This is a genomic window from Leuconostoc sp. C5 (assembly GCF_056530425.1).
Genome location: NZ_CP134351.1, coordinates 1,043,479 through 1,069,988, shown reverse-complemented (window position 1 = coordinate 1,069,988; position 26,510 = coordinate 1,043,479). Strand labels below are relative to the sequence as shown.

The window sequence follows — 26,510 nt, the reverse complement described above, 5'->3', positions numbered from 1 at the left end:
TGAGGGTCTGAAGCATAATGAATAAAATTAAAATGGAACAAAAAAATATTTCCTACAAATCATTAATCCATCAAAATCAGACAACTCTTTCAAGCGCCACCGTTATTATACTGGATGATAGTAAAGTACTCGTGGGATGGAATACGTGGCGGGAACAGTGGGAACTGCCTTCAGGACATATTGAACCAGGAGAAAAGCCAATAGATGCAGCTCTCAGAGAAACCAGTGAGGAGGTTCACTTGAATTTGAATCACATTGCGTATTTGGATTCCTTTTCAGTTCAAAGATCCACAAATGAAAGAGAGCATCTTAGGGTTGTTTATGTTTCACATGTTAATAGCTCTGTCTCAAAAGAGTTCATATATAATGCCAGTGAAGATGAAAATAATAAAACGCAATGGATTCCACTTATTCAGATATTAAATATGGCAAATATTGATTACTCAGATTGGTATATTCTTAAAGCGTTGTATAAGCAATTGAGAGTGTAGGTAATTATAATTTTTATTTTAAAATGTTTACTTTCGATAATATATATTATGTTAACTAAAAGACGAACCTTTAAGGTCAACCCCCAAAGTAACAAATAATCTAAAAAAATTGATTTTATTTTCGCTGATCCGTTGTCGCTGTTGTGATAGCGGATTCGTTTACAATCTGATTACAAAGACTGTTTTTGTGCTATTTGCGGTTTTGCGTTTCTAAATTTTAGCTACCATAATTTTTTTTGATGTTTGATGTTGGTCGCATATTTAGTTTTTGCATTGTCATTTTGACTTTTTTAAGCCAATCAAACCCTAAATTCGTGTTTATCTGGCTTTTATTATACGCAAAAATGCAGCCCAAAGCTATTGACTTTGAACTGTCTTAACAATTAGCGATTTTTAGCATCTCTTGATGATTAAGCTGCCATGATTCGCTTAGTAAAGACTTTTTCAGGTGTTTTGAACCTGAGCACATTTCTAGGACGCTCATTGATGTCTTGAATGGCGTTTTGAAGCCTACGTTGGGTAATCTTAGTAAAGTCATAACCAGCAGGAAATACACGCCTTAATTCACGATTCATGCGTTCGTTTGTACCTCGTTGACCTGGTGACTGTGGATCAGCGTAATATAACTTTTTGCCGTACGTATCTTCAATGCTGTAAATAAATAAACTACTGGTGAATTCTGTGCCACGATCACATGTTATACTGTCACAAACATTCTCAAACCTTGACATAAAGGTATCAATGGCTGTTTTGACATCATCTGAACTCTTACTTTTAGCTTTGACACCAACCATAAAACGTGTTTTTCGTTCCACAAATGTGATCACGAAAGATTGGGAATCTTGAGGACTCATCACCCCATCAATTTCCCAATGACCAAATGTTGAACGATTATTGATGACTTCTGGACGGTTGTGAATTGAACGCGTTTCAATCATCATCCGTTTATGTTCTGGATTAACTGGTCTGGCTCTTAGATGCCTGCGTCTTTTGCCTTTAAGCGGTAGATCATTTAATGTTGCACTCAGGTTGCGATTAAGAATCCAGTTATAGATTGTTCGTGTGCATACGCCAATTCGTGGCACACCATGTGCAATTTGTTCTGGCGACCAATGTTTCTTTTTGAGATAGTAATCAATCTTTTCGCGTTTTTTAGGTGTGATTTTAGGCTGTGAACGATGCGACTTTGATTGGTAATACTCAGCACGTCTTGTCGCTTGCACAGGTTCGTAGGTATGGCGCAATACTTTCTTTTTGCCATGCCAAGTCATGACACGGGCATTACGCTGCAATTCGTGTGTGATGGTAGCTCGAGGGCGGTTTAGCTTTCGAGCAATTTCTGCATTGGTCTTACCCGCGTCAATCATATTTTTGATGGTAACGCGCTCTGTAAAATTAAGGCGACCATATTTGGAATTTGGGTTTTTCTTAGTCATGTGGTAATTATTCCTTCTCTTAATAACACTATAAAATTGACATTCGGTCAATAGTTAAAATGTTAAGAAAAACAAAAGTGAACAACTGCGCAAACGGTGTCATAACGAGGTTTTTAAATGTATGTGATGTATTTATGTTAGTGTATATAACATCATTATATAGGCTAACATATACACGTTTATATACACATCTATATTTACGTATATAGTGACTAACATACACGTGAATATGTTGGTAATATACTGACGTGTATGTTAGCCGTTAGACTGTTATTGACATTGATATTAGACTGGATTTTAACTAAAACGATTGGTAAGATCTTCTCATAATATTGTGCTAATCAATTTAATTAATAGTCGTCAAGTAACTATGTCTGTCGCAATTGACAAGTGCGCTTGTTTATAATCGAACACAAAAAAGCCATCAATGGACGGCTTTATTTGCGCAGTAAATCAGGTTTGATTGACTCACTGTTTAACTTTAGAAAAATGTTTTGAAAAGCCATGCAACAACAGTAAATATATGAAGTGAGATATGATAATTTCTTGCAATTTAATTGTAATTTTTGATGAAAGCAGACTACTGAAATCGCATGTCAAGACCTCTTCTGATCCTCTTAAATATACCACTTTGTGAAGAAAAAAACAAGGTATATTGTTCATTGTGTTATCGATTGATAAGGACAAAACAAAAAAACAATGCCCTGGGGCACTGTCAAATATTGTTATTTGTGGAACCATTTCTTGATTGGCTTGCGAAATCCAAAGGATGCGCCTGCTAGTGCAATCGTCGCAATCGCCCCATATAACCCACCCTTTGGCGCTTCAACATAGCTCGTATTTGGCGTGTGTGTTGGTGTAACACCTGGCGTTTTGTTCTCGACAGTATTTGATTCCGTCTTTGAACCGTTTTCCCAGATGTCATACGTATTCTTAATCGTGGCATTATCTTTGTTAGCTGTTACATAAACATCAACCACTGGTAAGGCAAAGGCTTTTGTTTTATCTGCATTCGCTAACTTCAAAAAGTCTGCGTTAGCCTCAGCTGTCAAGACTCGAGTCTCTTCATCATAACTAATCTTGAAATACTTAGTTAGATCAGTCTTACCGTCTTTTGGATAGACCTTCGCTGACTTATAATCCACTTCCTTTGGCAATGTATCAACGTATTTAAATGTCTTTAAATCGCTGGCACGGTTGGCTGGTAAGTCGTTAACTGTTAGCGCATAAGTAATTTCTTGCCCCTTCTTGATTTCATCACCATCAATTGACTTGTCAGAGTCACCTTTTGCCTCGCCTGATTCAACATTTTTTTTAGGCTTAATTTCAGGTGTGGTATTCTCAACGGTATTTGATCCCGTCTTTGAATCGTTTTCCCAAATATCGTATGTGTTGTCGAACTTAGCATTTGAAGTATTGGCAATCGCATAGACATCTACAATTGGTAATTCGAAAGCTTTTGTCTTATCTGCGTTAATCAGTTTCAAATAATCTGCATTCGCTTCCGCTGTAAACATGCGTGTCTTTTTATCATAACTAATTTTGAAATACTTGGTTAAATCAGTCTTGCCATCTTTGGAATAGACTTTCGTTGACTTGTAGTCCACTTCTTTTGGCAATGTGTCAACGTAGTTGATAGTCTTCATATCGTCAGTGCGATCAGCTGGCAAATCTGTTGTCTTCAATGAATAAGTTAACCCATCACCCTTAATCACAGACTTCCCGTTATCAGAACCATCCTTATCCCCAGCATTTTGACCTTCATCAACATCTTTTTTAGGTTCTGGGGTCACAATAAATTGAGTCAAGCCATAGGTTCCCTTGAGTGGTGTTGGCTTAGCAGGTTCAGTTGGAGCTTTGGGTGGTGTTGGTGCGGTTGGTTGCTTATTTGTATTGGTAAATTTCGTATAGATTTGACCATGCGTATTATAAACCCAGTTATCATCAACCTTCAAAATTTGTTGCTTATCGGTTGATTCGTTAGGTTTCAAAGTAAAGCTCGTACCCAGTGATACCGTTTTATTGATTTCTTTGGTAAAGGTGCTCTCGCCATCATGATTGACAACCAATAATTCCTTGCCAGAATTATCATAGACGTGGAAATTGATATTTTTATTAGCAGCTGTGTTTGGATGTTCATTTGTATACTTGTATGACGTTAAAGTAATAGAGTCTGCAATGATGACTTCAGATCCATCGCCCTTTGAAGTGACTTTCCAATTAAATTTACCTTTCAAAACACCATGACCAATGATTGATACGCCATCATTCATGTCATGAGTCAGTGTGAACTCACCAGTTTTTTGGTTAACGTCTGCTGTCATAAAAGTATCATATTGATCATGATTATCATGATTTTGGGTAAGCGCTTGAATTTCAGTATTGACATCAGTCCCGTTTTCAAAGACAGCCTCATCCTTATCATACTGGGCCTTGTCTTTGTCATATTGGGCTTTGTTTTTCTCGTACTTGGCTTTGTCCACCTTGTATTGTACCTCTTCCTTATCGTAAGCATCATTAGCAGCTTGTTGCTTCTTCAATGCCGCATCAATAGCTGACTTTTGTGAAGCGTAAAGTGCCTTTATTTTAGTTGCTTCTGTCGCGTATTGACTGGCTGTAATGACTTTAGTCACAGTAGCATTTTGTGTGATTGTCATGCCTGCTTTTTTAGCAGCAGCCACGGACTTATCCAACTCACTATGATCGACATCGACCGATGTTCCCTTTGCGTCAGAATTTTTTGAGTCATCCGCGAAGATGTTATGGTTATCAAATGGATGGACTAAGCCAATAATTGCAGACGTCGCCACCATTGCCGATACTGCGATTACTTTTATTTTGCGTTTAATGTTATGTGACATAATAAATATTCTCTCTTCCGATTTTTGGAGTGGTCGTAAATCCCGACCCCCTTTATAGGTTTTATTGCAGTTGTTGCTTTAAACTGCTGTCCAGGGAATTAATTGATTGTTGACCAACTAATTCACCAGTCAGTACGATTCGCTTTTTAGCGGTGAAATTTGTGTAGTGACTCGCTTTAACCTGCTGCCAAAATTCTTGATCTTCCAAACAAGCAACCAATTTAACCTTTGGTTTGCCTGTGTTCTCAATAGATAATTCTTGATTCATCGCGCCCACAGCGATACCATAATCCAATTTGATCGCTTTATAACGATAAACTGTATGACCATCAGAGAGATAAATATCTTTCCCTATGATGGTTTTTTCAGTCATGTTTTGTAAGGCACTAAATTTGGTAGGATGGTATGGCCACACGGCATTATAATCACCCATATTGTGAGCAAATATTGGCACTAATCCAGTTCCAAACTTTAGGTTGGGTGCATTCATGCCCGCACCAATGGCTAAGACGTGGTTACTAGTGCCTTCATAGATTGGCTCACTAATGCTAAAACTTGGCACAGCCACATGTCCACGTAGGATTTCAGCTTGATTGCTTTGGGCTAGTTTCAACATATCTTCTTTGCTAGATAAACCGCCAGTCCCTGAGTAATCAGGTTTGACACTTTTCTGTGCCGCCACTTGTTTGACTTGACTTGCTTTGACAACAGGTTGTTTTTTTGCTTGAGCAACAGCCTTATGACTAGCTTTTTGAACCTTCTGCGCTGTTTGCCACTGCGTATGGTTACCGTAAATCACAGCGCCAGTGACAATTAAGATGCCAAACATGGCTAATAACAGTGTTTTTAGAATTGGATGGTGCCTTTTCAAACGATGGTAATTTGGACGTCTCGGTTGCGCTCTCTTTCGACGGCTCTTGACTTGTTCAATGTTGATTGCCATAGTTCACCGCCTAATTGTCAAACGGGACAACATAATCGTAGCCATCATGATGCACTGTGATGGTTTTGTCTTGTACCGAAACGACTTTAGCGGTGACTGTTTGACCATTGATTGTGGCATCTACGTCTTCACCGACATGATAGCGATCAGCTAAAGTAGAAGAAGTGTTAGCTTGTGAGCTTGATGAGCTTGATTGACTACTTGAAGCACTTACCTTTGAAGAAGAACCAGCTTCAGATGATTCGGGTGCTAAGGTTACGGTTGCGTTGCCTTCGTTGTGACCACTCGCAGAGACTGCTTTTGATGATTGTGCAGTGGCATCGGTTTTGTGTTGTGCCATCGCATAACCACCAAAGCCCGCACCACCAATAGCCAGAACAGCCAAGAAACCAATCGCCGATGATTGCCAAGCACTTGTTTTCTTTTGTTCAACTTGAGGCTGCTTTATTTGCGCTGCTAACAAAGTCATCAATTGTTGGTTAGTTTCATCATGTGATGTTGTCTTGGGGGCATTTTGAAGCATTTGCAGTTGTTGACGAAGTTGGGAAACCTCTTCCAGCTTTTGATGCATGTCTAGCAAGGATTGTGTGTTCTGAGCTAATAAGTCATCACGCAAAGCTTTAAGACTGGTTAGCGTCTCTGTTTGCGCTTGTGACGTCACCTCTGAGACCTGGTCGTCTACTGTGGCTTGAAGATTACTTTGCAAGTCTTTAGAACGTTCTATAAACCAGTTATCCAGCTCTTGGTTAACAGATACTTTCAAAGCCTCTAAGTCGCTTACAAAGTCACTCTTGAGCGTTTTGAATGTATTATCATGACGCGCATTCTCATCTTCCACAGCCGTGCGATAACCTGCTTCACGAGCTTGATGTGCTTGCGCATAACGGGTTTCAAACTCAGTTGCCCGTTCTTCTTTCATTTGTGCATCAACCGTCTCAGAAACATTAGTATCACGTAACTGTTCAACTGCTGCCTTCGTCTTTGCTTGTTGTTGCTTCAACAAGTCGGACATCGCTTTGCGTATCTTTTGCGTGTAAATGTTGCTGGTATCATTCAAAAAGTCATTTGCTTTGGCTTTGTCTGCGTTCAAACGACTAACCACGTAATCGGGGTGTTCCGCAGGTAAATCAGCTTTGACATCACTCATTTCAAAAGCACTTGGTGCCAAGTTGACACGATCAATTAACTTCTGTGTGGGATCATTTTCGGTCATGACACCCTCTGCGTTGTCTTGAGTCGGAACAACAGCTTGAACAATTGGCTTCACTGTTTCAGCAGTTGAAGGTTGCTTTGGCTGTTCTACTAGCTTAGAAATATCAGGTACAGTCTTTACGACCTTTTCCTGTGATTGGTCACTAGTTTCATTGTCAACAGCTTGAACCACTGGTGGCTTGATTTCAATCGTTGTGCGTTGGAACTTATTAGGCTCAACTGTTAGGACTTCACCAGTTTCACGCGCTTGTCTAAACTGTTCCTCAGAAGGTAAATCTGGCAAATCATCTGATGACAGACTACCATCTGCAAGCACGGCATCCATCAGAGGTTGTAGGGCTTCAACAATAATGTCATAAGTCATATCTTCATCTTGACGAATTTCTGTGTCGTTGAAAATATGATCAGCGGTACTAACAACAATGTTTTCAAACCCTGCTGTGAGTGTCGCTCTTTCCCAACTTAATCCTGTTGGCTCAGCACGACCTTTTTCGTTAGTGATAAAGTAGACGACGTTACCTAAACGAACGTCATGATCACCTGCGCGCACCACATCATTGACTAAACCAGCAGCGAATTGTTGTAGCCCTGACAGTGATACATTTGGCCAGCTTTCACTTACCCCGCTTTTTTCAGCCAGGTCTTGAATCACCTCATCATTGATATCAATTTCAGTTTGTTCAACGCGGGCAAAAAATGGATCACCGATACTAGTTTGTTTTTTCTTCCCAAACATATCTTATTCCCCCGTTTAGAATGGCCAGTTGATGACGTTTCCGCCACCAGCAGTTGTGGCTGTTTGCCAAATCCATGTCAGCAATAGTCCAGTTAAGGCGCCACCACCAATACCGAACATGGCGTGCATTAGCTTGCTGTTACTCTTTTGCGCCATCTGTTCATTACCAGTTGCACGCATGATGAAACCAATCAATAAGCAAATAGCGCCAACAACGATCAACACAATATAAAGAATTGTGATGACTTTTGAACCACTTGTTTTGGCAGCATCACCAATGTCCGCTGAGGCAATAGTCGGCAGCCACATTGGTAATGAAGCAACCAATCCCGCTAATGTTTGTTGTACGCGTGAAACCGGACGACGCTCCCATAGAAACTTGTTATGTGCATTTGACTTTTTCATTCAAAAAGTCCTCCTTTTTCTTTGTTGTGTTATCAACACACGCACAGAATAACAAGAATCAAAAAATTGTCATAAAGGTAAATGGTTTTTCCTGAGGCAAACAAAAAAGCCCATACAACAGGATGAGCTTTAGTTAATTTACAAAAAATAATTCAACGACACTCAATCCAAAAAAGTTTGAGTGTCGTTATTAACTGCTAAGGCTTGGTCGTTATTAAGTCTTGTAATGTTAATTCCGGTTTCATTTTCATATTTATTAATTTTATCTTTTATTGTAGGATCGCGGGTTAGCATTTCTTTAAAGTGTGGATACACATGAATATCTGTTAAATTGAGGCCATCTAAATTCGAGTCATTAAACTGATTATCTTCTGGATAAAGGTACTGCATCAGAGCTATGGAAGGGCCTAAAATAATTGAACCGGCACTTAAACCGAATATAAGTCCTCCATTTTGGTTTATTCTCTTCAAAATCTGATCAGCACAACTTTTTTTGATGTAGTGCAAAAGGTAAAATGGATAGCCCCCATTCAGAAAAATTAGGTCGTAATCAAAGAGTTTGTTAGCATCTTCAAATTCCACATCTAAGAAATCTACTTGCTGTATATTCATGCTGAGGAGATCTTTTTTTATTTTTTGCATCTGAGGGTGCTTTTCTTTTTCCTTTGGCCAAGATGTGGAAATAATACAAGCCTTTGTTATTTTATTCTCTTGAATCATTTTTTGAGCAACATTTAGAATTTTTGGTGTTGAAAATCCATAAGCAGTAAGTAGTAACTTATTCATTTAAAAAAATCCTTCTCTTTTTGTTGTATAATTTTTTTAAAATATTTTTTCAATTATAACACTGTAAAAAAATATAATTTATTTTATTTTTGTAAATGCACATTAGCATCTTTTTTAAAAAACTGGAGGCCAAAAAATGAAGTGCTTAGTATTAAGTGAAAAAGATTATTTATTGTACAAAGAAATTCGACTCAAAGCTTTACGAAGTGATCCACTTTATTTTGGATCTACTTACGAAGAAGAAGCTATTAAGTCTGATGATTACTTTAAAAATAAAGTCAAATTTTCATCTAAACATTTTGTTATGGGCTTCTATGATGGCACAAAACTAATAAATGTTGCCGTTTTTAATAGTCAGACCAATATGAAAGAAGCTCACAAAGGTGAAATCACTTCGGTAATATGTTTAAAAGAATACCGCAATCAAGGATTAACCTACAATCTGCTGACTTGTTTAATTCGTAAAGCATTCACTGTGCCGAATTTAAAGGTAATAAAATTGACATGTTTGACGGATAACAATAGTGCACGGCATTTGTATTGTAAATTGGGGTTCAGAAGCTATGGTGAAGAGCCGAATTCTCTGTTTGATGGCAAAAAATATTATAACAAAAGTTTATTGTTACTTGATTCTCATTCATTTACCGCAAAATAATGTTATGTCGCGGATAACCACTATCAGAATTGTTTTAATATATGCTATCATTTATTTGAGTCAAAAAAGAAAAGGAAAACCATCTTATGACACTGATTAATGAATTACATGCTATAGCCGAAACGGCTGAGCACCATGAAGGTAAAACAATCTATTTAGCCGGAGGTTGGTTTAACCCACTTCAAGAAAAAATTCTGAAAGATTCTTTCAGTTCCTTACTCAAAAATACGACCGTAGCTCATGTTCATGTGCCTTTACTTCACCAGTACCAAGGCTCAAATCCGATTGTAGATGGTGAATTCAATCCTGATCAGGAATGGGCTACTGCCACTTTTGATGACGATGTTAATGCAATCGATAATGCCGACATTGTTGTTGCTTTACTTGACGCAAAAGATCAAGATACTGGTACAATTTGGGAAATGGGATATGCTTACGCCACTCATAAACCTGTGGTTGTATTAACAGTTGGTGATACGTTTGAGTATCCCATTAATCTGATGCCGGCTCAAGGAGCAATTCATCATCTCGAAAACAATACTCTAGCAACATTTGATTTTTATGAAATTAACAAACGTTTCTATGTTGGAAAAACAATCTAAAAACCTTAACCAATCGAAATTTCTGGTTAAGGTTTTTTTCATATCATTTCACGGTGAATTATGTTTTTGGATTGGAACTAGTCATATTTGATCAAAATATTTTAAAAAAAGAAACGCCAACTTTGTACGAAGTATCCTGTCGTGAATGCTATAATAAATGTTCCAATTCCCAATGGTCCACCAAATACAAGTGCTAATGTAAAGAAAAGCAAGTCTTGCATAGACCTAGTTAATCGATAACTAATCCAACCCTTTTTTTCAAATGACAGGGCGACAGCATCGTAAGGTGAAACCCCTAAATTGGCGCTTGTGTATAGACTAATGCCTAAAGAAAAAAGAACCATACCAAAAACAAACAAAATAATAATTTCTAGGATAGAACTCTTACTAAATGTGTGAAAAATTATCCTACTCAATATTGGCGTAAGATAGCCAACAATGTATCCTGGTAATGACATATTAATTAAAGTACCAATGCCAAATTGACTGCGATCAAAAATGCAAATAGTCAGAAATAAAATCACGTTAAAGATTAGTTGATAGTTTCCTAAGTACCAATTAAAAGTATTTGATATACCGACATCAGCGGCTGTCGCGGGGTCTATTCCCAGACTCGATAAGCGAAAAAATACGATACCCAGTGCTATTATACTTGTACCAACAACAGATAAACAAAGGCGAATGAAAATTGAAAGTGAGTCATTCTTAAACATTTCCTCTCCTTTTTCTTACTAATTATAAGAGAAGTCTAAACGTTTAATACATCATTGTCAATTTATATCTATGCCATAAGTATCTTTCTACGCAGATTAATTTTTAATTGATCTTTTCAATTTTTATCTAGTTTATAGCACGCTACTATCACTTTGTAATTGATAAGTCCCAATCCGATCTAATTGTGTCACAAGATTTGTTTTAGGATTGTAGGTCACATTATAGACAAAACGTGTGGTGGCGTCTGCCGAGTTCTTGAGGTGGCTTTTAACAAAGACAATCACCTTCCCCTTCACTGCTTTGGCACTTGCTGAGGTAGGTAAGAAATCCATGTGATCATAAGTCATTACCACACCTGTCTGTGTAATCATTTTATCGGGATCAGCCTTAAAATCTAAACTATTTTTGACGACATCTTGAGTTACATAAGGCGTCATCTGTTTGGCTTTGGCATCAAATTCCTTTTGAGAGGCAATTGTCCAATCTAGGGTAAACAGTTTATCAAGCAAGTTTGAGGCAGCCGACACATTAGGTTGCTTTGAATCTAGTACTGTACCGACCTTTGATTTCTTGTTGATGAGTTTGCTTTGTTGCACGGCTAGTTCATTTGAGGCACTTTGATGCGTTTTAACAGCGGCTTGAGTAGCTAACCAAAGGCCCAGTCCAGCAGCCACCATCAACACTGGAATAGCCCACAATAAGGCTATTTTTTTATTTATTTTTGTCATGGTTATTTCCTTCCTGAGGTATCTTTTACAGCACCCGTTTGGAGTTCTGTAATTTTGCCATTCTCAATGTGCATCAATAGTGTTGTGTTGGTTTCCTCTTTGCCTAAATTGTAGTTAACCGTCCCAAATCCTAGACCTGAGCCATCGGCTGCTTTGGAATAGACAATATCATTGCTTTCTAAATGAAAAGTTGGCACACCTTCATCCACATCACCACCAAACGTTGCCCCTAGAAAAGCTGGCACAACGTCATCGGTTGCTACACTGCTTTTAGCATCTGACTTATTTAACTTTGGTAAGATGGCAAACATTTCATTGAGAAAAGTATTGCCAATTTTTTGAATGTTTTGCGTATCTCGAATATCAGCGGTTTTAACCTTATCAAGTTGTTTAGCTTGAACACTATACTGACTTGACTTAGCTTTTGTTGCCTTGATTTCTTGATGCACGATAGTCACACTCTTGACCGTGCGTTGATAGCTAAGTCCTTGCTGGACTAAAAACAGGCAAGCAAGCGTTAACACAAACGCGTAGACCCATTTTAAATTGAATTTTGTCATGGTTAATCTCCCGCGACCACTTTGGCAATTGTTTCGTTGTTGTTTGAACTGGTACTGTCAATCACTTGATTACCTTTTAAAGCAATAACTGTGGGTACTTGTGTCACGCCGTACTTAGCAAGATATGCTTGTGCATCAGACTTCTTGACGTTGATGACAACATAATCAATTGTCTTTTGATGTGTCTTGATCGTCTTTTTAATCGTGCTACGCGCTTTCTTACAGTCAGGGCAACCAGGCTTATGGAAGATTAAGACTGTTTTTTGCTTGCTACTGGCATCTAACTGGTCAATCTTGTCAGCGAAGTTCTTGGTATCTGGATAACCATTCACTTCCGTGTTGTAATAATAAGTCCCCCCAATTGCAGTCAATATCGCAATGACGGCTAAAGAGAACACTGCAATCTTCCATTTCTTTATTTTATTCATATTTGAATACTCCTATTTATCCTTTTTACCCGTACTAGAATCAAACGGCCCACTAGGGATAACAACATTAGTGCCTGCTTTTGCGGGTAACTTGAGATAAAGCCCAGGGGATTTTAGTCCCTTACTTTCGGGCGCCCAATTGTATTGATCTTTTGTTTGCACGGCGAAGTGAACGTGAATACCTGTTGCTTCACCAGTTTGTCCTTCATGACTAATGTGTTGACCAGCAGAAACCTTATCACCTGTATTGACAACAATGGCTGACTGAGTTGGTGCGTGGCCATAATAGGTAAACACACCGTCAGTGCCTTTAATAACTATCCAATTACCCCCAACGCTATCAAAGCTTTTGGCTACTACCATACCATCATGAACAGCGTACACGTTACTTTCACCACCAGTCATAGTGTGGTTGACGGTTTGAAAATCGACACCATAATGTTCTGCGCCTGTCAGGCCTGCATAGTTTGGATAGCCACCTGTTATGTTGTACTTACCTTTAACTGGTAAGCCATCTGTGTTGGTATCCAACCCTGTGTCACATGAGGCATCGGACATAGCACTTGAATTGGCATCGCTTGAGGTATCACTAGAACCTGAGTCGTTGTTGCCGCCATCAAAGACATCAATATCACCTGCATAATCAAGTTTGAAAACCTTTTTGACTTCTTCGGCAGTTTTTGCGGTGTCGGCGACCTTTCGCTGTGGATCGTTTTCTCCGACTCCTTCAAACTTTGTATCCCAAGCCACCATTGAACTGTTAATGTTGTTAGCGGCCGCTAAGCCGATTAGAGTTGCTTTATGATTACTATGCAATTCATTGATTGCCAGTTGAACTTGTGCTTGCACTGTATCAGCTGTGTCACCATAGCGATTTCCGTTAATACCACCAGCTCCCCACTGCCAGATCCCTTTTACAGAGCCAGCAGGATTGACGGCTTTCGGATTAAAGCCACTTTCTCTAAGACCAATTGCAATCGCAGCAGCGATATTATCGCCTGACATTTTAATTTCTTTATAAAAACGGTCAATTGCATGTTGTATGGCTTTGTGCGTTGCTGAGTTGGGATCTTTCCAATCGCCACCGATTGAAGTGCCACCATCATCAATTGTTGTATCATCATTCCAACAATTGGCATTCTGTGTTGAAAAGACCATGACACACATTAAGGCAATAACTGATATTGAAAGAATAGCTGTGGTCATGATGCCGATGATGACATACAAACGGCGCTTTTTATCTTGCATCCAACGTTCTAACATGGTCTAACCTCCGATTAAAAGGCTGAGGCCTTTGAGAATAAAAACAAAAACAAAACCACCAATGACATACCAAATGATTTTGTTATCCACTGGTTGAGGCTTTTGACCTTTGTCGTAGTTTTTAACGATTTGTTGTGCCTCTTGTTTCATTTTTTCGCGGTTATCACGCGCCTTCTTTAATGGATGTGGCAAGTTCATCTTACAGTCCTCCACCAAATAAATTAATTTCTGAGTCATTGAGATCAACGTGCATGAACGTAGCTTGCTTACCCACCAAATTCATTAAGAAATCACCTTGATCCAATCCTTGTAGCGCTTGTAGTTGACCATCAGTGATGTTAGTTTCACTTACCACACTACGTAAGCGAGTGGTGTCCGTTTTTGATAGACGTCCAATCGTTTGCTTTGCGAATCGGCCAAAGAAGGAAGATGCGGCACGACTAGCCTCAGTGTCTGAGGCATTGCCTGTTGGCACAACGTTTTTTAGTCCTGGGAAGATAGCAAACATACCGAAGAAATCTTTACCGTGCTGCGCCATCATGTTGTCACCGAAGGTAATGCCTAATGAATGTTTAGCATTGAAAATATCATCCGCCTCATCCTGTATCCACCAAAAGTATTTTGGTGGATTACCATTGTTGTTGGCTTGAGTTGAGACCTCACCGCGCTTAATGCGCTCACGTTGCTTAGTTCCATTAATCGTGATGTAGCTTTCCATCAATGACAAAATGGTAAAATATTGCGCGTTGTAGAGATCATCTTCTAATCTTGAAAGGCCGCTAGTTTCAAAGCGTATCAGACGTTCGCCTGACAAATCAGGTATGGTGGTTACACCATTCACCACGTCTCCATGGTTTTGAATTAAGCTGCTAATTGTCGATAAGATGTTATCCAAACGTTCTACGGCAGGCTGTGTCATGTTGCGTGTCAGCATGTTACGGGTTTCGAGAAAGGTTTGAAAATCTTCGAGAATTGGATAATCTTCGTTGTGTAGCCCGATCACACGTAAATCCTGCGGGTTGTCTTTTGGTGACAATGACCACATACGCCGTTCAACATAGAAGTCGGTGATCAAGTTCCCTAGCATTTCCAATTCTTTCTTGTCGGCTTGTGGATTAAGTGTAGCGTAGTATGTAATCACCTTTGTACGATGCTGATTGAAACTTGCAATGACATCAACATTGCCGTTAGCATCTAAGACTGTGCCAAACACTTGCATCAAATTAATGATGTTTTGACTGCCATCAAGTGTCAAAGTGACACCGTAATAATAATTCACTAGATCACGCCATTCATTGGACTTGTCAAATACCCAAACCGTATCGCCGCGAGAAACCAGGGGCCCCAAGTTCTTTTTAGCAAATGAGCTTTTACCTGATCGTTCACCACCCACAACTAGGTTATAAGCGGTTAACTGCGTACGGTGGTCATTGTAGCTAGGATCAAACATAACCTCACCACGTTGCATGGTTAAGCCCATGTATGAACCACGAGGATGTGCAATAAAGGTTTGATTAAAGGCATAAGAACCAGCTAAAGCATAGGCCTTCATTGGGAACCCTTTGTCCTTAATCGTTTGATTTTCAATTGACATTGCTGGCATAAAGAACTGTTGGAAGTGTGTCAATTGCTCAGAAGGATAAACTTTCATGCGGTAGTTAGAAAGCTGTTGTTGGATTTCTTTAACACGGCTGCGTAGTTCCTCTGGAGAAACATCTGATACCAATAACCTAACGTAGACACGTTTGTAAATTTCACGACCATTGCGGGCTTCATTCAAGTCTTGGAGTGTAATGTCAGCATCTTGTTCGGCTTCCAACCCGTCACCTTGTGAGGTCACTTCACTACGTGCTTTACTACGCAACGTGTTAGTAGCTGTCTCAAGTGCTTTTTGCACTTCAAACTTGTTCTCAGTCCCAATCTTGATGTCTACAATGGTGTTCTTGTGATTGATTAACTCTTTGAACCAGCCTTGTAACTGTTCATTCTTGGGATAGTCATAGACATTGATAATGGCACTACTTGCCATACCATCATCAAAGTAAGTGGTATGAAATTCAATGCCACTAGGGTTTTGAACTTCCTCAATGAGTTCTAAATTATAGCCGCGTGCTTTCAATGCGGAACGTTTTGCTGTATTTAAACTTGTGCGCATGCTTATTTTTCCTCCAGTTCTAAGGTTTCCCCAGGATTGTTAATTTGGTACATGACCATCTTTTTACGATTAATTGAGACTGGCTCAGGTGTAAACGCCATGCCTGCGTGTGCCATAAAGTCACGGCGATTTTTATCTAAGGCAGCTAAGGTCTTACCGTAGAGCACAGCGGTATATTCTTGATGTTCAATGTCACCGACCACATTTTTTTCAATATTAATTTCTTGCAAAATAGTTTGGCGCATCATTAACAATTGTTGATAATGACGATCATCTAGGTCAACACTATTCAATTGGCTTTCCACTCTCACTAACTCTTGTCCCCACGAAGCTTGCTGGGTTCGCGTGTCAGCGGGTAGTTGACTAACGAAAATATCAAAATCCTCCACGTAAACTGATAACAACTGGTGAAAGTCAGCGATAATGGCGTTGGAACTCTTATCGCCTTCAGCATTCAGGAAATCCAAATCTTTTCCAGGTAAATTGAGCATGTCCGCGTATGTATCATCTGCCAATAAAATTGGATGCCCTTTTTTATTCAAAATGTCTTTATAAGGTAAAGCAAAGTAGATTGGAATTGGTTTGCGATTATCAAGTGCTTGTCTGACAACTGTTAAACCCTTTCCCTTTTGTGCTTGTTTAGCTTTTATTCCCATTATTTTTCCTCTCGTTTCTTGTTCTCAGTAATTGCAGTTAGATCACCTGTGGCGTGCTTGCTGGACTTTAAGATGCCACGTAGGATTTCTTGATACATGAGACCCATTGGGTTACTTGGACTCGGTAAAATCAAATAGCCAGCTAGTAACGCATTACTGATAATTAGAATCAGCCCATACTTGCCAATATTGTAGGGATAGAATGATTTAATCATCAGGTAAGTAATCCCAAAAACAATGACTAATACGAAGATTCGTTCCATCGTGAAAAACATCCACCGAGACACTTTCTTCCAAATATTGCGTCCAGGGGTAAAGTGTTCATACATATAATTTCTCCTTTAACAAGTTATTTTTGCCTGGATTGAAGTTCAATCTGTGGTCAGTGTACAAGGTATTCAAAACATGTCATAAAGGTAAATGGTTTTTCCTAAGGCAAAGAAAAAGCCCCCTGCACGAACAGGAGACAATGATTTGTTTGTTATATTTTTGTGTATCCAATCTATATACGATATTGATATATGTGCATATATTCATCTTATAACACAAACATACTTTTACTTATAGTTAAAGTATAGTATATTGATATACATGTTATACGTATGATATAATATATATATGTAAACATGTTTTACATGCCTGGATTGGTGGTTTCATCGTTATTTCGTTTTGACAGATAAAATAACTAAGGAGCTTCATCATGAGTAAAACAATTACATTTTCAGCATCAAAAGGTGGCGTTGGTAAAACAACGATGACATTTAACTTCGCAAGTTTTCTGGTTCGACAAGGCTACAAGGTCTTGTTAATTGATTCAGACTATCAAGGTAACTTGTCCTCTACCTATGAAAGCTATACTAATAAAAATACGCTATACGATGTCTTTACAGGCGGTTTAGCTCAAATTAGACAAATTACCCCACAATTAGGTTTATTACCTGCTAGCCCTCATTTAGACGAATTAGAAGGTACATTACAATCAAAGAATAATAAAAACTTTCTGATGATGATGTGGCTTCAAGACCACCTTGAGGAAATCAAAGATTATGACTATATTCTAATTGACACCCATCCAGAGTTTGGGACGTTAACGAAGAATATGATTGCCGTTTCTGATTATGTTGTGGTGCCACTAGAGCCCTCAGAGTATGGTTTTATTCAATCAAAACAACAATTTGATTTAAGGATGAAAGAGTTCCGTGATGATGCCGTTGATATTCGTACACGAGAGTCCCTAATTGAAGCAAATGTTTTGTATCTTGCCAATCGTGTGAAGCACAATACACGGTCAAGTCATGAGTTTGGCCAGATTATTGATCAAATTGAGAACCTTGTCGCCGTCTTAAATGAGCGTGAAGTCTTTAATAGTTCAACCATGCTTAAAACCCCAGTGTTTGATTTAGAACAAGCCAAGCGCAACCCTAAAACCTTGCAGCAAATTAATGATGCTTATCAAAAGCTATTAGAAAGTGTGAAATAATGGATTACGATAAAAAAGACCCTCGTATGTTTGATGAAGCCAGCGCTCAAAAACAAATGGCAGATGCCTTTAGTCGAGACGAACCACAATCAGAGGTATCGTTAGGTGACGGGTTTAAGTTACCTTCTTCAAATCATAGTAGTCGTAAAATACAAACGACTTACACCATTCGCCCTGAGATAAAACAAGGCATTGAGAAATTAGCAACCAAACAAGGATTCCGCTCATCAAGCGCCTTTGTAGATCTAGTATTAGAACAAGTCTTAAATCAAGCAAAATAATTTAGAACAAAACAAAAGCCGTGATTACTTATTAAATCACGGCTTTTTAGCTATTTCTTTATATCATCAGGGTTGAATCCAGGGTTGGCCTTGTTAAATTCTTTAACTGTGTCGTAGTAATTCGTTGCTACCCCGTCAGTTTGAATTTGATTTGCAATTTTATCTAGTGGGTATGTCATATTAGTATCGCTGCTTTCCCAACTAGTTGAAGTTCCAAAACCCTCCTTCACGCCGTCTTGGTGTCTTTCAGATTCAGGTTTTGCTAGATACTCATTGGCCCAGTTTTTAAAGTCTTGTTTAGACCAAGATGTAAAATAGTCAGAATAAACATGGCCTTTCATTTTAGCAGCTTTTTTAGCATAAGCTTTTTCATTGTTCTTGTCCTGAACTGAGGTTGAGGCGGATGAAGCCTTAGCACTTGACACGTAACTTGATGATTGTGCCTCAGGACTGTTTTGTTTTTGTTGGTTCAACATGGCTAGCAAAATTCCGATAACAATGATTCCAATCACCACAATTGTAATCCAAATTTTATTTTGCTTAATTTTCTCCATCAGTATACTCCCTAAAATCAACTACTGTTAATTTTGCCGTATTAGCCTAAAAATTAAAAGTTTCACTTGTCTTCTTTACTTGATACCTTTTCTTGATTCTGCATTTTCGCTTTTTGTTTTGCGATGACACTCTCAGCCCAGGCACGATCCTTTTCTTTTTGTTGAACAGGTGTCAGTGGTTGAGTCACTGTCTTTCTGCCAGGCAATGTACCGCTCAAACGTGGAGTGTTTGGACGTGACATGGTTGCTGGTGTTGCACCAACTCCCTTAGGTTTAACAACTGTTCCACCACGCACAATTGGCTTAGTTGAATTAGCAGCGCTAGACTTGGGTGAATTAGTTCTAGTAGGTAAGCCACGGTGTGCATCAGACATAGCGTGGCTCATGTTAGATTGAGGCGTATTTGCTGTATCCTTTGGATGAGCATTAGGTGAATCTGTGGCAGCCTTTGAAAGTGCTTCATGAACATTACGTGGTTGAGAAGAAGATGGTGTATCACCGTTGTTTGATGTTGGTGTTACGGGTGAATGACGTTTGTTAAAGGCCTCAACGGCTTGTTGTCCTCCTGCAAAGTCGTCGGCGACACCACCAGCATAATCTTTAACATTGCCAACGGCTTTATTCACACCACCTTTAACTTTATCACTAGCCGCACGACCAGTGTTTTTCAATAAACTACCTGGATGTTTCATTGCTCCGACTGTACGTCCTGCTACCACAGCCGCCTTTGCCGCCTTACCTGTGGCTTGTGCAGATGCATCGACAGCATTATCATTTAAGCTATGATCAGTCAGTGCTTTACTATTATCTAAGCCTTGATTGCCACCTGAGTTGGCAATCTTCTTACCTAGTTCACGATTCTTCTTTTTCTGTTCTGGTGAAATTGCGTTGAGGCCTTTGCCGATATTTTTCTTGGCAACCCTTGTGGCGCCTCCTACCATATGTGCAGCTTGATTGGCTAAAATCATTGAAGCAACAGGATTATGACCTGAGCGAACACCAGTCCATTGCTCAATCATTTCAAAGCCACCTGCGAGCCCTTTACCACCTGCTAACAGGGCGGCAATCGACAAAATTGTGAATGGCCACATATCTAGACCTAATCCATTAATGGTGTTAAAGGCAAATTCGACCCATGCAAAGAAAAAAATTAAAGAAATTGGCATCATGACAATACCTGTTATTTGTCCTTCAATCATGCCTAGCACTTGTTGAACACGTTTGCCTTGTGTGCCATCTCTTAGGCCAAAGTACACAATTGAACCTGCCATAAAAGCCATTTTATAAACAGACGATAGCAAACGGACAATTGCCCCAGCTACAACGATAATAAAGACGATTTCACCACCAATAATGCCTAACCAGTTTGTTTTCATCACTGGATAATCATCCGCAAATGTTTTACCCAGGACAAGTGAATCACCAGTAATATCAACCATGTTGCTATTGCCACCGATTTTCTTGGTGAATACTGATTTTTGAGCGTCGCTTAAACCGTCTGTATATCCAGCATCACTCATGACTGAATGGTAGTCAGAACCTTGAATTTTTGATTTTGCATCCTTGAATACACGCTCGTCATCTTTATATTTGCTCAAGTCGAAATTATCTCTTGCTAAATAATGTAAGTCTGTGGAATTTCCTTGCCATAATTGTGTGACAATGTTTTTTTCTTTAGTACCTGACGTATCATTGACCGTGGCTGTACCAATTCCGCTCATTAAACCGATTATTAATGGTAAAGCAGAAATGACACCAACAGTAATGGTGATTCCCTTAGGCCATTCCCTGCCCTTGCGACCAGAAGTTGCGGTATATTGTATCCACTGTACCATCATCATGATGCCAAATATGACAAAACCAAGGTACAGAAAGTCTTTAAGAATATTGCCTAAATTCCAATTTTGATAAACATCGCTATTTGGCTCAAAAAAGATATTCATAAAGTCTAACAGTTTGAAAGATGACTGATAAGCCGTAAAGACTGCATTCGCAATGTAGTAGAAAATCAATGCAATGCTGTGCATGAATAACATGATCAGCGTTAAGAAAATATGTGGCAATGGTGATAGGTATTGCGACCATTGGTTGTAAAAATCGGCTATTGGGCCATTATTAGGTAAAGTTGGTAAACTTTCCGCTAATGTATTGATGCCCGAGAATAGATTTGTCATTCGACTTCTCCTTGAGTTGTTGCAGCGTTAAGCTGCTTATATATTTCCCACATGTATGCGGGTTCGTTGTTTAGTAATCGTAGAACTTTACCGTTATTATTGTTGCCAGAAAGTGTCAGATATTTGCCACGATTTAAGTAAGCAACGGCACTGTTTTGTTCTTCCGTTTTATTTGAGCGTGGTATCCTCATTTTGATGGATTTCTCTACAATTTGACGTAGCTCAACATTGTCTAGTTGTTCTTCGGTCATAAATGGTTCATCAGGGTTAAAGTCATGTTTCCACTGCAAGTAACGTTCCTCATCAGAGAGTTCTTGTTGTGTTTGCACTGTCGCTGTTTCGATACCTTGATGCGCTTTGGCCAAAATGTTGTTGATTTCATCATCTGCTAACGTATTGAGTTGACGATTATCAATTTGATTGCCACCTGCGCCTTCTTCCTCAATTTCTAGTTGAACTTGATGATCTAGCTCATCAAAGTAAGGCACAAAGTCATGATAGAGGTCATCATATTTCAAATCGTTATGCTGCGCTTTGATGTTCAAATCAGCTGTATAGTAATCAAGTGAATACTGCTTACCCAATAATTCATAGGCAAACGGCATTCGGTAAGCACCCGTAGAGAAAATTGGCAAAGGGCGAACAGAACGCCCTTTCTTATCCGCACGTTTGATGGTACGGATGGTAATCATCTCACGCGGACTCAATTCGCTAATTTCTTTGGCATCTAACAGCCGAACCTTGCTAACTTGTGCATGACGGTTACCACGATCTTGACGATCTAAGCCAATTTGTGAATTGACTGATTCGGTTTGGACTTCAACCTCACCTAGTTGCTTAGATAGTGCTTCATTTGTTTGCTCATCATTAGTTAAAATGTGGAACCAGTTACCCGTGTTACCATTGATGTCGTTGGTTTCCATTTCAGAATAATGCAATCGTGGTTGTGTTAAGGTTTGAATATACAAATCAACCAAATGCCCGTAGGTTAAACCACGCGTTAGAATGTTGGTGAAGCCTGGAATACGTGGGAACATAGAAAACTCATTGAGCTTATAAAGTATCCAACTGTCCATTTTCCTCCGGGTAATCGTTGATGCAATGTCCGTATTGACTGAGAAAACTTGTGAGATAAACAAGCTGGCCAAAGCGGAGAAATCATCGTTAGATTGTGGCGTGATGATGAAGACTGCCATTGGATTTTCTGAGTAACGCAAGGTGACACCTGGTGTCTCAGTAGTGCCTTGTGGTTTAATCTGATCGACCAGGCATTGGATGACAGGCTGCTTAGAGAACAAGTCACGCTTAATCTTGCCATTGAGTAATTTTCGTTGTACAATCTTACCAGTCAACGTAAACGACTGTTTACGCATCGCAATTGAATTGCCGTCATTATCGAGTGACAACTCAATTTGCCATGAGACGGGTAAATGGTTATGAATCGGATAAGTTAGCGTGCCTGATTGGGACACAGTTAGCTTGTCCTTTTCTATTGCATGCTTTTTACCTGATTCATAAACATGAATGCTAACATGAACGCCTTTATAGCGGTCAGAGAACTTAATCTTTAGCATTCTTGGAAACCCTAAGTCGGTCAAATTGATAGTGTTAAAGGTTGTCAGACGAGTGATTGACTCTGAGGCAAACAAATTCAAACGATTCATAACTGAGAAAGAAATTGATGATTTTGTATCCCCTGTGGCGGATAGATACTCAGCGGCGTTTAGAATAATCATATTGCGCGCTGGTGTTCGCGGTAGTTTACCAATATTAGTAATGTACTTAGTTAAGCCATCACCTTCCTTGTCCGTGAACTTGTTCATATCATTGATGAATTGCAAGACGTTTGAGATGGTCACCATTGATTTGTCCTGGTGACGTACAGCAATATCTAATACCGTTAGCATGACTGCTTGAATCGTACTTTCAGCGGCACTATCCCAAATATCTTTGTGGCTGCTTTCTTCACCACTTGAACCACCAATGACTTGTACAGCCTTACGTAGTTCCGTACTGGCACTGTCCCAATCACCATCAAAGGCATAATCAATCGCAATTTCAAGTGGATTCCAGGAGTCAGACTCACTTGGCTCCATGATATTGAGTAGTTTCACGTCATAACCTGCTGTGCGTAATGACTTGTAACTCATTTTGGCATCTTCGTTTTTGGCATCAGTATCAATAATGTTCCATTTGATTTCGGCACGACGAATGATGTCAATTAAGGTATAGCCTCGCATTTGGTCTTTTGAAGAACGCGTCATCCCAGTGGTCTTTGAATGTGTGTTACTGGTATCCACCCAATAAAAACCATCAAAACCGCCGTGAACATTCAGTTGCTTTTCAAATAACTTTGGCAAACGTTCCAGTAAAACGGGACGTATTTTTTTGTAGATACCACCAAATTGTAAAGAATTCATTCCAAGCGGGCGCTTGAGCCATTGCCACGCCCACAGGAACGGATGAATCATAAAGAATTCGAAGGTGTATCCTTGTGTGTGCAGCACTGGTTGTCCTGGGCGACCCTTAAAATTCTTATTGCGATCAGGAATCAATTTATAAACCTTATCGACTTCACGGACTTCCGCAAAACGGTTAGTATTACGCGTTTGGTCTCTAAACAATTGATACCAGTCATAGATGCGTTGGAAGACATATTTTTTAAGTAGGAGTAACAAGCAAAGGATTAGTACAATGCTTGTCACTAAAGTTAGTCGCGACAGAATAGTGAAAATATTGAGTGGATTGAGTACAGTGGCTGTCATGTTCATGACATCACTGAATTCAGGCCATTGAGCAACACCACTTTGCATATAGAACTTGAAGGCTTGAATATATGGGCCAACTACTCTTATCAACAAGTCAACAATAATCGTGACGTAAAGCGATATGAATATCACTCCAATAGTTGCTATAATGCCATACAACCATAAGAACCAGGGACGACCACGCCAACGAATGTAACTCTCGCGCATAAATTGTCTTTCAGCGCGGTAATCTTTTTTAAATAGCTTCATTGTCTGTTGCCTCCTTAACTGTGGAAACCACAACTTGCCATTCACCATAAGGGCTTGTCAAAGACGGTGGATTGCCAATGGCTCTAAAGATGAAAGTGTCAAAGTCTTGCCCTAATCCTTGTCGCTTTTGGATAATTGCGCTAGACACTGGATCACTCACATACGTAGCAATCGTGTCATCAATTGGTCTGACTCCTCGAGACGGTTTATAACCGACGTCTGCGATGTAGTTGGCAATTGGTGAGCTGACCTCCTGTTTGTCATTTAGATACTCAAAGCCCAGGTCAAACGATGGGATATAACGCGCCACCTCTTGTGTGCCAAAAACAATGTTGAAGCCGCTCTCTTGTGCTTTTTGATTGAGTCGTGACAATTTTAGTTCAACAATTCGCACCATATCCGCCATCTTTAAGACATCAAAGACAATAATGGCACCAATTCTAGCGATAAACTCTGGACGGTAACCATCACTTTGCAAGGCAATTTCGAGTTGTTCTTCAAAGTTTGCTTGACGCTTTTTGTCTTCTTTAACAGAATCTGATTTGGCATCACGATTCATCACTGCTGTTGCCCCTGAGTTGGTTGTCATGACAATGATTAAGTCTTTAAAGTTAATGACACGCCCATATTCATCACTTAAACGACCATCATCTAAGACCTGCAAAAGCAAATCCATAACTTCTGGATCAGCCTTTTCAATTTCATCCAACAATAATACGGCATAAGGCGTGTGCCTGACTCTAGTTGTGAGTTGATCTTTAAATCTTTCTAGGCTAGTCCCTGCAAACTTAAACTCTGACATATCAAAGCGAATAAAGTTTTGAGCGTTACCAAATAGATTTAGCGCTAGTTGCTTGGCGGTCTCAGTCTTACCAACACCAGTTGGCCCCATAAAGAGAAATGATTCAGGCTTTGAGGCATCGGCTAATCCTGCCTCGCGATTAGTCAGTTTCATCGCGACTTTTTCTAAGGCTGTGTCCTGACCAATCACTTGGCTCTTTAGTCTTGGTAACAAGTTCAATAATCGTTCATCAGTCGTCTGATTAATGACATATTCAGGCACATGATAATCATCATGGATTATTGTGGCAACATCTGTGTCTTCCACTCTAGATTTATTGGCTAATCGTGCCACACTTAACGCACCATCCAATAACATAATTGCCTTTTCAGGAAAGTAACGGTCAGTGATATAGCGTTGTGATAGTGCCATAATTCTGTCTTGTACTGTTTCTGGCACTTCAATACCGTTATTTAGTTGTAAGGCAACTTTAGATAAAACACGTTTCGTTTGGTCAAAGCTTAGTTCTGGCACTTCAATCAAATCAAATCGCCGCATCAGTGCGCCATCACGCGCCACATATTCGTGAAATTCTTTCGTAGTCGTTGCCCCAATAATTTGGAGATCATCACGACTCAAAGCTGGTTTGATAATATTACCCGCATCCAATGAACTACCTGACGTTTCAGCACCAGTGCCAACAATTTGATGAATTTCATCAATAAAAGCAATTACAGTGTCTTTATTGACAATCAATTCATCAATGATGGCTTGAAATTTATGAGCAAATGACTCACCATCGCTGCTTTTCATCAAGTTGGCCAAACTTATTTGAATCAGATGTTTTCCCTGTAAACTAGCAACCTTTGTATCAATTAATTGCCTGGCTAGATCTTCTACAATAGCCGTTTTACCAACTCCAGGTAACCCAACTAACAAAGGCGCATTTTGAATTTGTTTCATCAAAGAGACCATGATACGACGCGTTATACTTTCACGTTCGTAGGCATGATATTTGTCTGTTTCAGACATCACTTTGGCACTAATGTCTGTTGTATAGCGATCAAGGTAAGGTGTGGAATTATTGTGTTTTAATTCAGTCATTCATTTCCTCCCTGGTCGGTGACAGGATCACCATAATTCGTATCGCTTTCAGGGACTTGATTTGCAGCATCGTGTTCTCTGGCTAATTCCTCTAATTCGCTTGTACTCGCATCAATGTGATCAACTGCTTTTTGTCGGTCAGCGATTAAACTTGTGTAGACATCAGTGCTTTTGACATCATCTAATTGATGATTCAATTGACCCAGTTCTGGCACTTCATCAGCGGCAATAAAATCACCTTCGGGATCATAAATTGAGACCACTTGTAATTTCTTGCCAACTTGTTGTAATACAGCCACCATTTCAATACCTAAAATTGGATCGCCTGCTGGAAATGATTCGTGGTAGCGCCTGGTTTCAATTGTCAAAGCAATGGCACATGGTTGCCCTTTTTCCTGGAAGGATAAAATATTAACTTCAGCAGACTTTGTAATGCCTGTGATAAAGCCTGTAAGTTCTTGAATGTTTTCTTGTGACATGTTTTGCTC

Annotated in this window: 25 protein-coding genes; 5 read left to right on the top strand and 20 right to left on the bottom strand. The window is 39.4% G+C overall.

Annotated elements, in window-relative coordinates:
- Positions 1-17 precede the first annotated feature (17 nt).
- Entirely contained in the window at positions 18-491 is a 474-nt protein-coding gene (locus tag RHP56_RS05385) for an NUDIX hydrolase (RefSeq protein WP_102753389.1), read from the top strand.
- 410 nt (positions 492-901) lie between these two features.
- Here the strand turns inward: RHP56_RS05385 and RHP56_RS05380 are convergent, their stop codons facing one another.
- From RHP56_RS05380 to RHP56_RS05355, 6 genes are all read right to left on the bottom strand, one after another.
- Positions 902-1,927: an IS30 family transposase gene (locus RHP56_RS05380; protein WP_105296021.1), complete on the bottom strand. Its 1,026-nt coding sequence runs from the start codon at positions 1,925-1,927 to the stop codon at positions 902-904.
- 725 nt (positions 1,928-2,652) lie between these two features.
- Positions 2,653-4,788, bottom strand: coding sequence for an LPXTG cell wall anchor domain-containing protein (locus RHP56_RS05375; protein WP_258983814.1), 2,136 nt, complete (start codon positions 4,786-4,788; stop codon positions 2,653-2,655).
- 61 nt (positions 4,789-4,849) lie between these two features.
- A complete protein-coding gene (locus RHP56_RS05370) occupies positions 4,850-5,731 on the bottom strand; it encodes a sortase family protein (protein ID WP_097002097.1) in 882 nt (293 codons plus the stop codon).
- Between the two features lie 10 nt (positions 5,732-5,741).
- Positions 5,742-7,679 (bottom strand): hypothetical protein, encoded by a 1,938-nt coding sequence (locus tag RHP56_RS05365; protein ID WP_258983813.1) that lies wholly within the window; start codon positions 7,677-7,679, stop codon positions 5,742-5,744.
- Between the two features lie 15 nt (positions 7,680-7,694).
- Positions 7,695-8,084: a hypothetical protein gene (locus RHP56_RS05360; RefSeq protein ID WP_134833504.1), complete on the bottom strand. Its 390-nt coding sequence runs from the start codon at positions 8,082-8,084 to the stop codon at positions 7,695-7,697.
- Positions 8,085-8,246: 162 nt separating this feature from the next.
- A complete protein-coding gene (locus RHP56_RS05355) occupies positions 8,247-8,870 on the bottom strand; it encodes a Type 1 glutamine amidotransferase-like domain-containing protein (RefSeq protein WP_061514912.1) in 624 nt (207 codons plus the stop codon).
- 136 nt (positions 8,871-9,006) lie between these two features.
- Between RHP56_RS05355 and RHP56_RS05350 the strand changes: the two genes are divergently transcribed.
- Together RHP56_RS05350 and RHP56_RS05345 are read left to right on the top strand one after the other, a co-directional pair.
- Complete coding sequence (locus RHP56_RS05350) at positions 9,007-9,525, top strand: GNAT family N-acetyltransferase (RefSeq protein ID WP_462794663.1); 519 nt, start codon at positions 9,007-9,009, stop codon at positions 9,523-9,525.
- Between the two features lie 86 nt (positions 9,526-9,611).
- Positions 9,612-10,127, top strand: a complete 516-nt coding sequence (locus RHP56_RS05345; protein ID WP_021210355.1) for a nucleoside 2-deoxyribosyltransferase — start codon at positions 9,612-9,614, stop codon at positions 10,125-10,127.
- A 101-nt stretch (positions 10,128-10,228) separates the two neighbouring features.
- Here the strand turns inward: RHP56_RS05345 and RHP56_RS05340 are convergent, their stop codons facing one another.
- From RHP56_RS05340 to RHP56_RS05300, 9 genes are all read right to left on the bottom strand, one after another.
- The gene (locus tag RHP56_RS05340) at positions 10,229-10,840 is read right to left on the bottom strand and encodes a YczE/YyaS/YitT family protein (protein ID WP_258983810.1); all 612 of its coding nucleotides are present in this window, start codon (positions 10,838-10,840) and stop codon (positions 10,229-10,231) included.
- Positions 10,841-10,972: 132 nt separating this feature from the next.
- Entirely contained in the window at positions 10,973-11,569 is a 597-nt protein-coding gene (locus RHP56_RS05335; protein ID WP_258983809.1) for a hypothetical protein, read from the bottom strand.
- Between the two features lie 2 nt (positions 11,570-11,571).
- On the bottom strand, positions 11,572-12,129 hold the full coding sequence (locus tag RHP56_RS05330; RefSeq protein ID WP_258983808.1) for a hypothetical protein: 558 nt from the start codon (positions 12,127-12,129) through the stop codon (positions 11,572-11,574).
- A gap of 2 nt (positions 12,130-12,131) precedes the next feature.
- On the bottom strand, positions 12,132-12,557 hold the full coding sequence (locus RHP56_RS05325) for a thioredoxin family protein (RefSeq protein ID WP_258983807.1): 426 nt from the start codon (positions 12,555-12,557) through the stop codon (positions 12,132-12,134).
- Between the two features lie 12 nt (positions 12,558-12,569).
- Positions 12,570-13,820: a phage tail tip lysozyme gene (locus RHP56_RS05320; RefSeq protein ID WP_258983806.1), complete on the bottom strand. Its 1,251-nt coding sequence runs from the start codon at positions 13,818-13,820 to the stop codon at positions 12,570-12,572.
- A gap of 3 nt (positions 13,821-13,823) precedes the next feature.
- Positions 13,824-14,018: a hypothetical protein gene (locus RHP56_RS05315; RefSeq protein ID WP_258983805.1), complete on the bottom strand. Its 195-nt coding sequence runs from the start codon at positions 14,016-14,018 to the stop codon at positions 13,824-13,826.
- Between the two features lies 1 nt (position 14,019).
- Positions 14,020-15,975 carry a type IV secretion system protein VirB4 gene (locus tag RHP56_RS05310; RefSeq protein WP_258983804.1) on the bottom strand — a complete coding sequence of 652 codons (1,956 nt, stop codon included), beginning with the start codon at positions 15,973-15,975 and terminating at the stop codon, positions 14,020-14,022.
- A gap of 2 nt (positions 15,976-15,977) precedes the next feature.
- Positions 15,978-16,631 (bottom strand): hypothetical protein, encoded by a 654-nt coding sequence (locus RHP56_RS05305; protein WP_258983803.1) that lies wholly within the window; start codon positions 16,629-16,631, stop codon positions 15,978-15,980.
- Entirely contained in the window at positions 16,631-16,960 is a 330-nt protein-coding gene (locus RHP56_RS05300; RefSeq protein WP_013102170.1) for a hypothetical protein, read from the bottom strand. The genes RHP56_RS05305 and RHP56_RS05300 overlap by 1 nt, the downstream gene beginning before the upstream one ends.
- A gap of 371 nt (positions 16,961-17,331) precedes the next feature.
- Between RHP56_RS05300 and RHP56_RS05295 the strand changes: the two genes are divergently transcribed.
- Both RHP56_RS05295 and RHP56_RS05290 read left to right on the top strand, forming a co-directional pair.
- On the top strand, positions 17,332-18,111 hold the full coding sequence (locus RHP56_RS05295) for a ParA family protein (RefSeq protein ID WP_193324746.1): 780 nt from the start codon (positions 17,332-17,334) through the stop codon (positions 18,109-18,111).
- Positions 18,111-18,392, top strand: a complete 282-nt coding sequence (locus RHP56_RS05290) for a hypothetical protein (protein WP_188356630.1) — start codon at positions 18,111-18,113, stop codon at positions 18,390-18,392. Before RHP56_RS05295 ends, RHP56_RS05290 begins: the two co-directional genes overlap by 1 nt.
- Positions 18,393-18,442: 50 nt before the next feature.
- Here RHP56_RS05290 and RHP56_RS05285 read toward each other — a convergent pair whose 3' ends face one another.
- The 5 genes from RHP56_RS05285 to RHP56_RS05265 form a co-directional block, all read right to left on the bottom strand.
- A complete protein-coding gene (locus tag RHP56_RS05285) occupies positions 18,443-18,946 on the bottom strand; it encodes a hypothetical protein (RefSeq protein ID WP_258983802.1) in 504 nt (167 codons plus the stop codon).
- A 62-nt stretch (positions 18,947-19,008) separates the two neighbouring features.
- Positions 19,009-21,120, bottom strand: a complete 2,112-nt coding sequence (locus RHP56_RS05280) for a pLS20_p028 family conjugation system transmembrane protein (protein ID WP_258983801.1) — start codon at positions 21,118-21,120, stop codon at positions 19,009-19,011.
- Positions 21,117-24,137 carry a type IV secretory system conjugative DNA transfer family protein gene (locus tag RHP56_RS05275; protein ID WP_258983800.1) on the bottom strand — a complete coding sequence of 1,007 codons (3,021 nt, stop codon included), beginning with the start codon at positions 24,135-24,137 and terminating at the stop codon, positions 21,117-21,119. The genes RHP56_RS05280 and RHP56_RS05275 overlap by 4 nt, the downstream gene beginning before the upstream one ends.
- Positions 24,124-26,022: an AAA family ATPase gene (locus RHP56_RS05270; protein ID WP_258983799.1), complete on the bottom strand. Its 1,899-nt coding sequence runs from the start codon at positions 26,020-26,022 to the stop codon at positions 24,124-24,126. Before RHP56_RS05270 ends, RHP56_RS05275 begins: the two co-directional genes overlap by 14 nt.
- Positions 26,019-26,501 (bottom strand): hypothetical protein, encoded by a 483-nt coding sequence (locus RHP56_RS05265; protein WP_258983798.1) that lies wholly within the window; start codon positions 26,499-26,501, stop codon positions 26,019-26,021. Before RHP56_RS05265 ends, RHP56_RS05270 begins: the two co-directional genes overlap by 4 nt.
- Positions 26,502-26,510 lie beyond the last annotated feature (9 nt).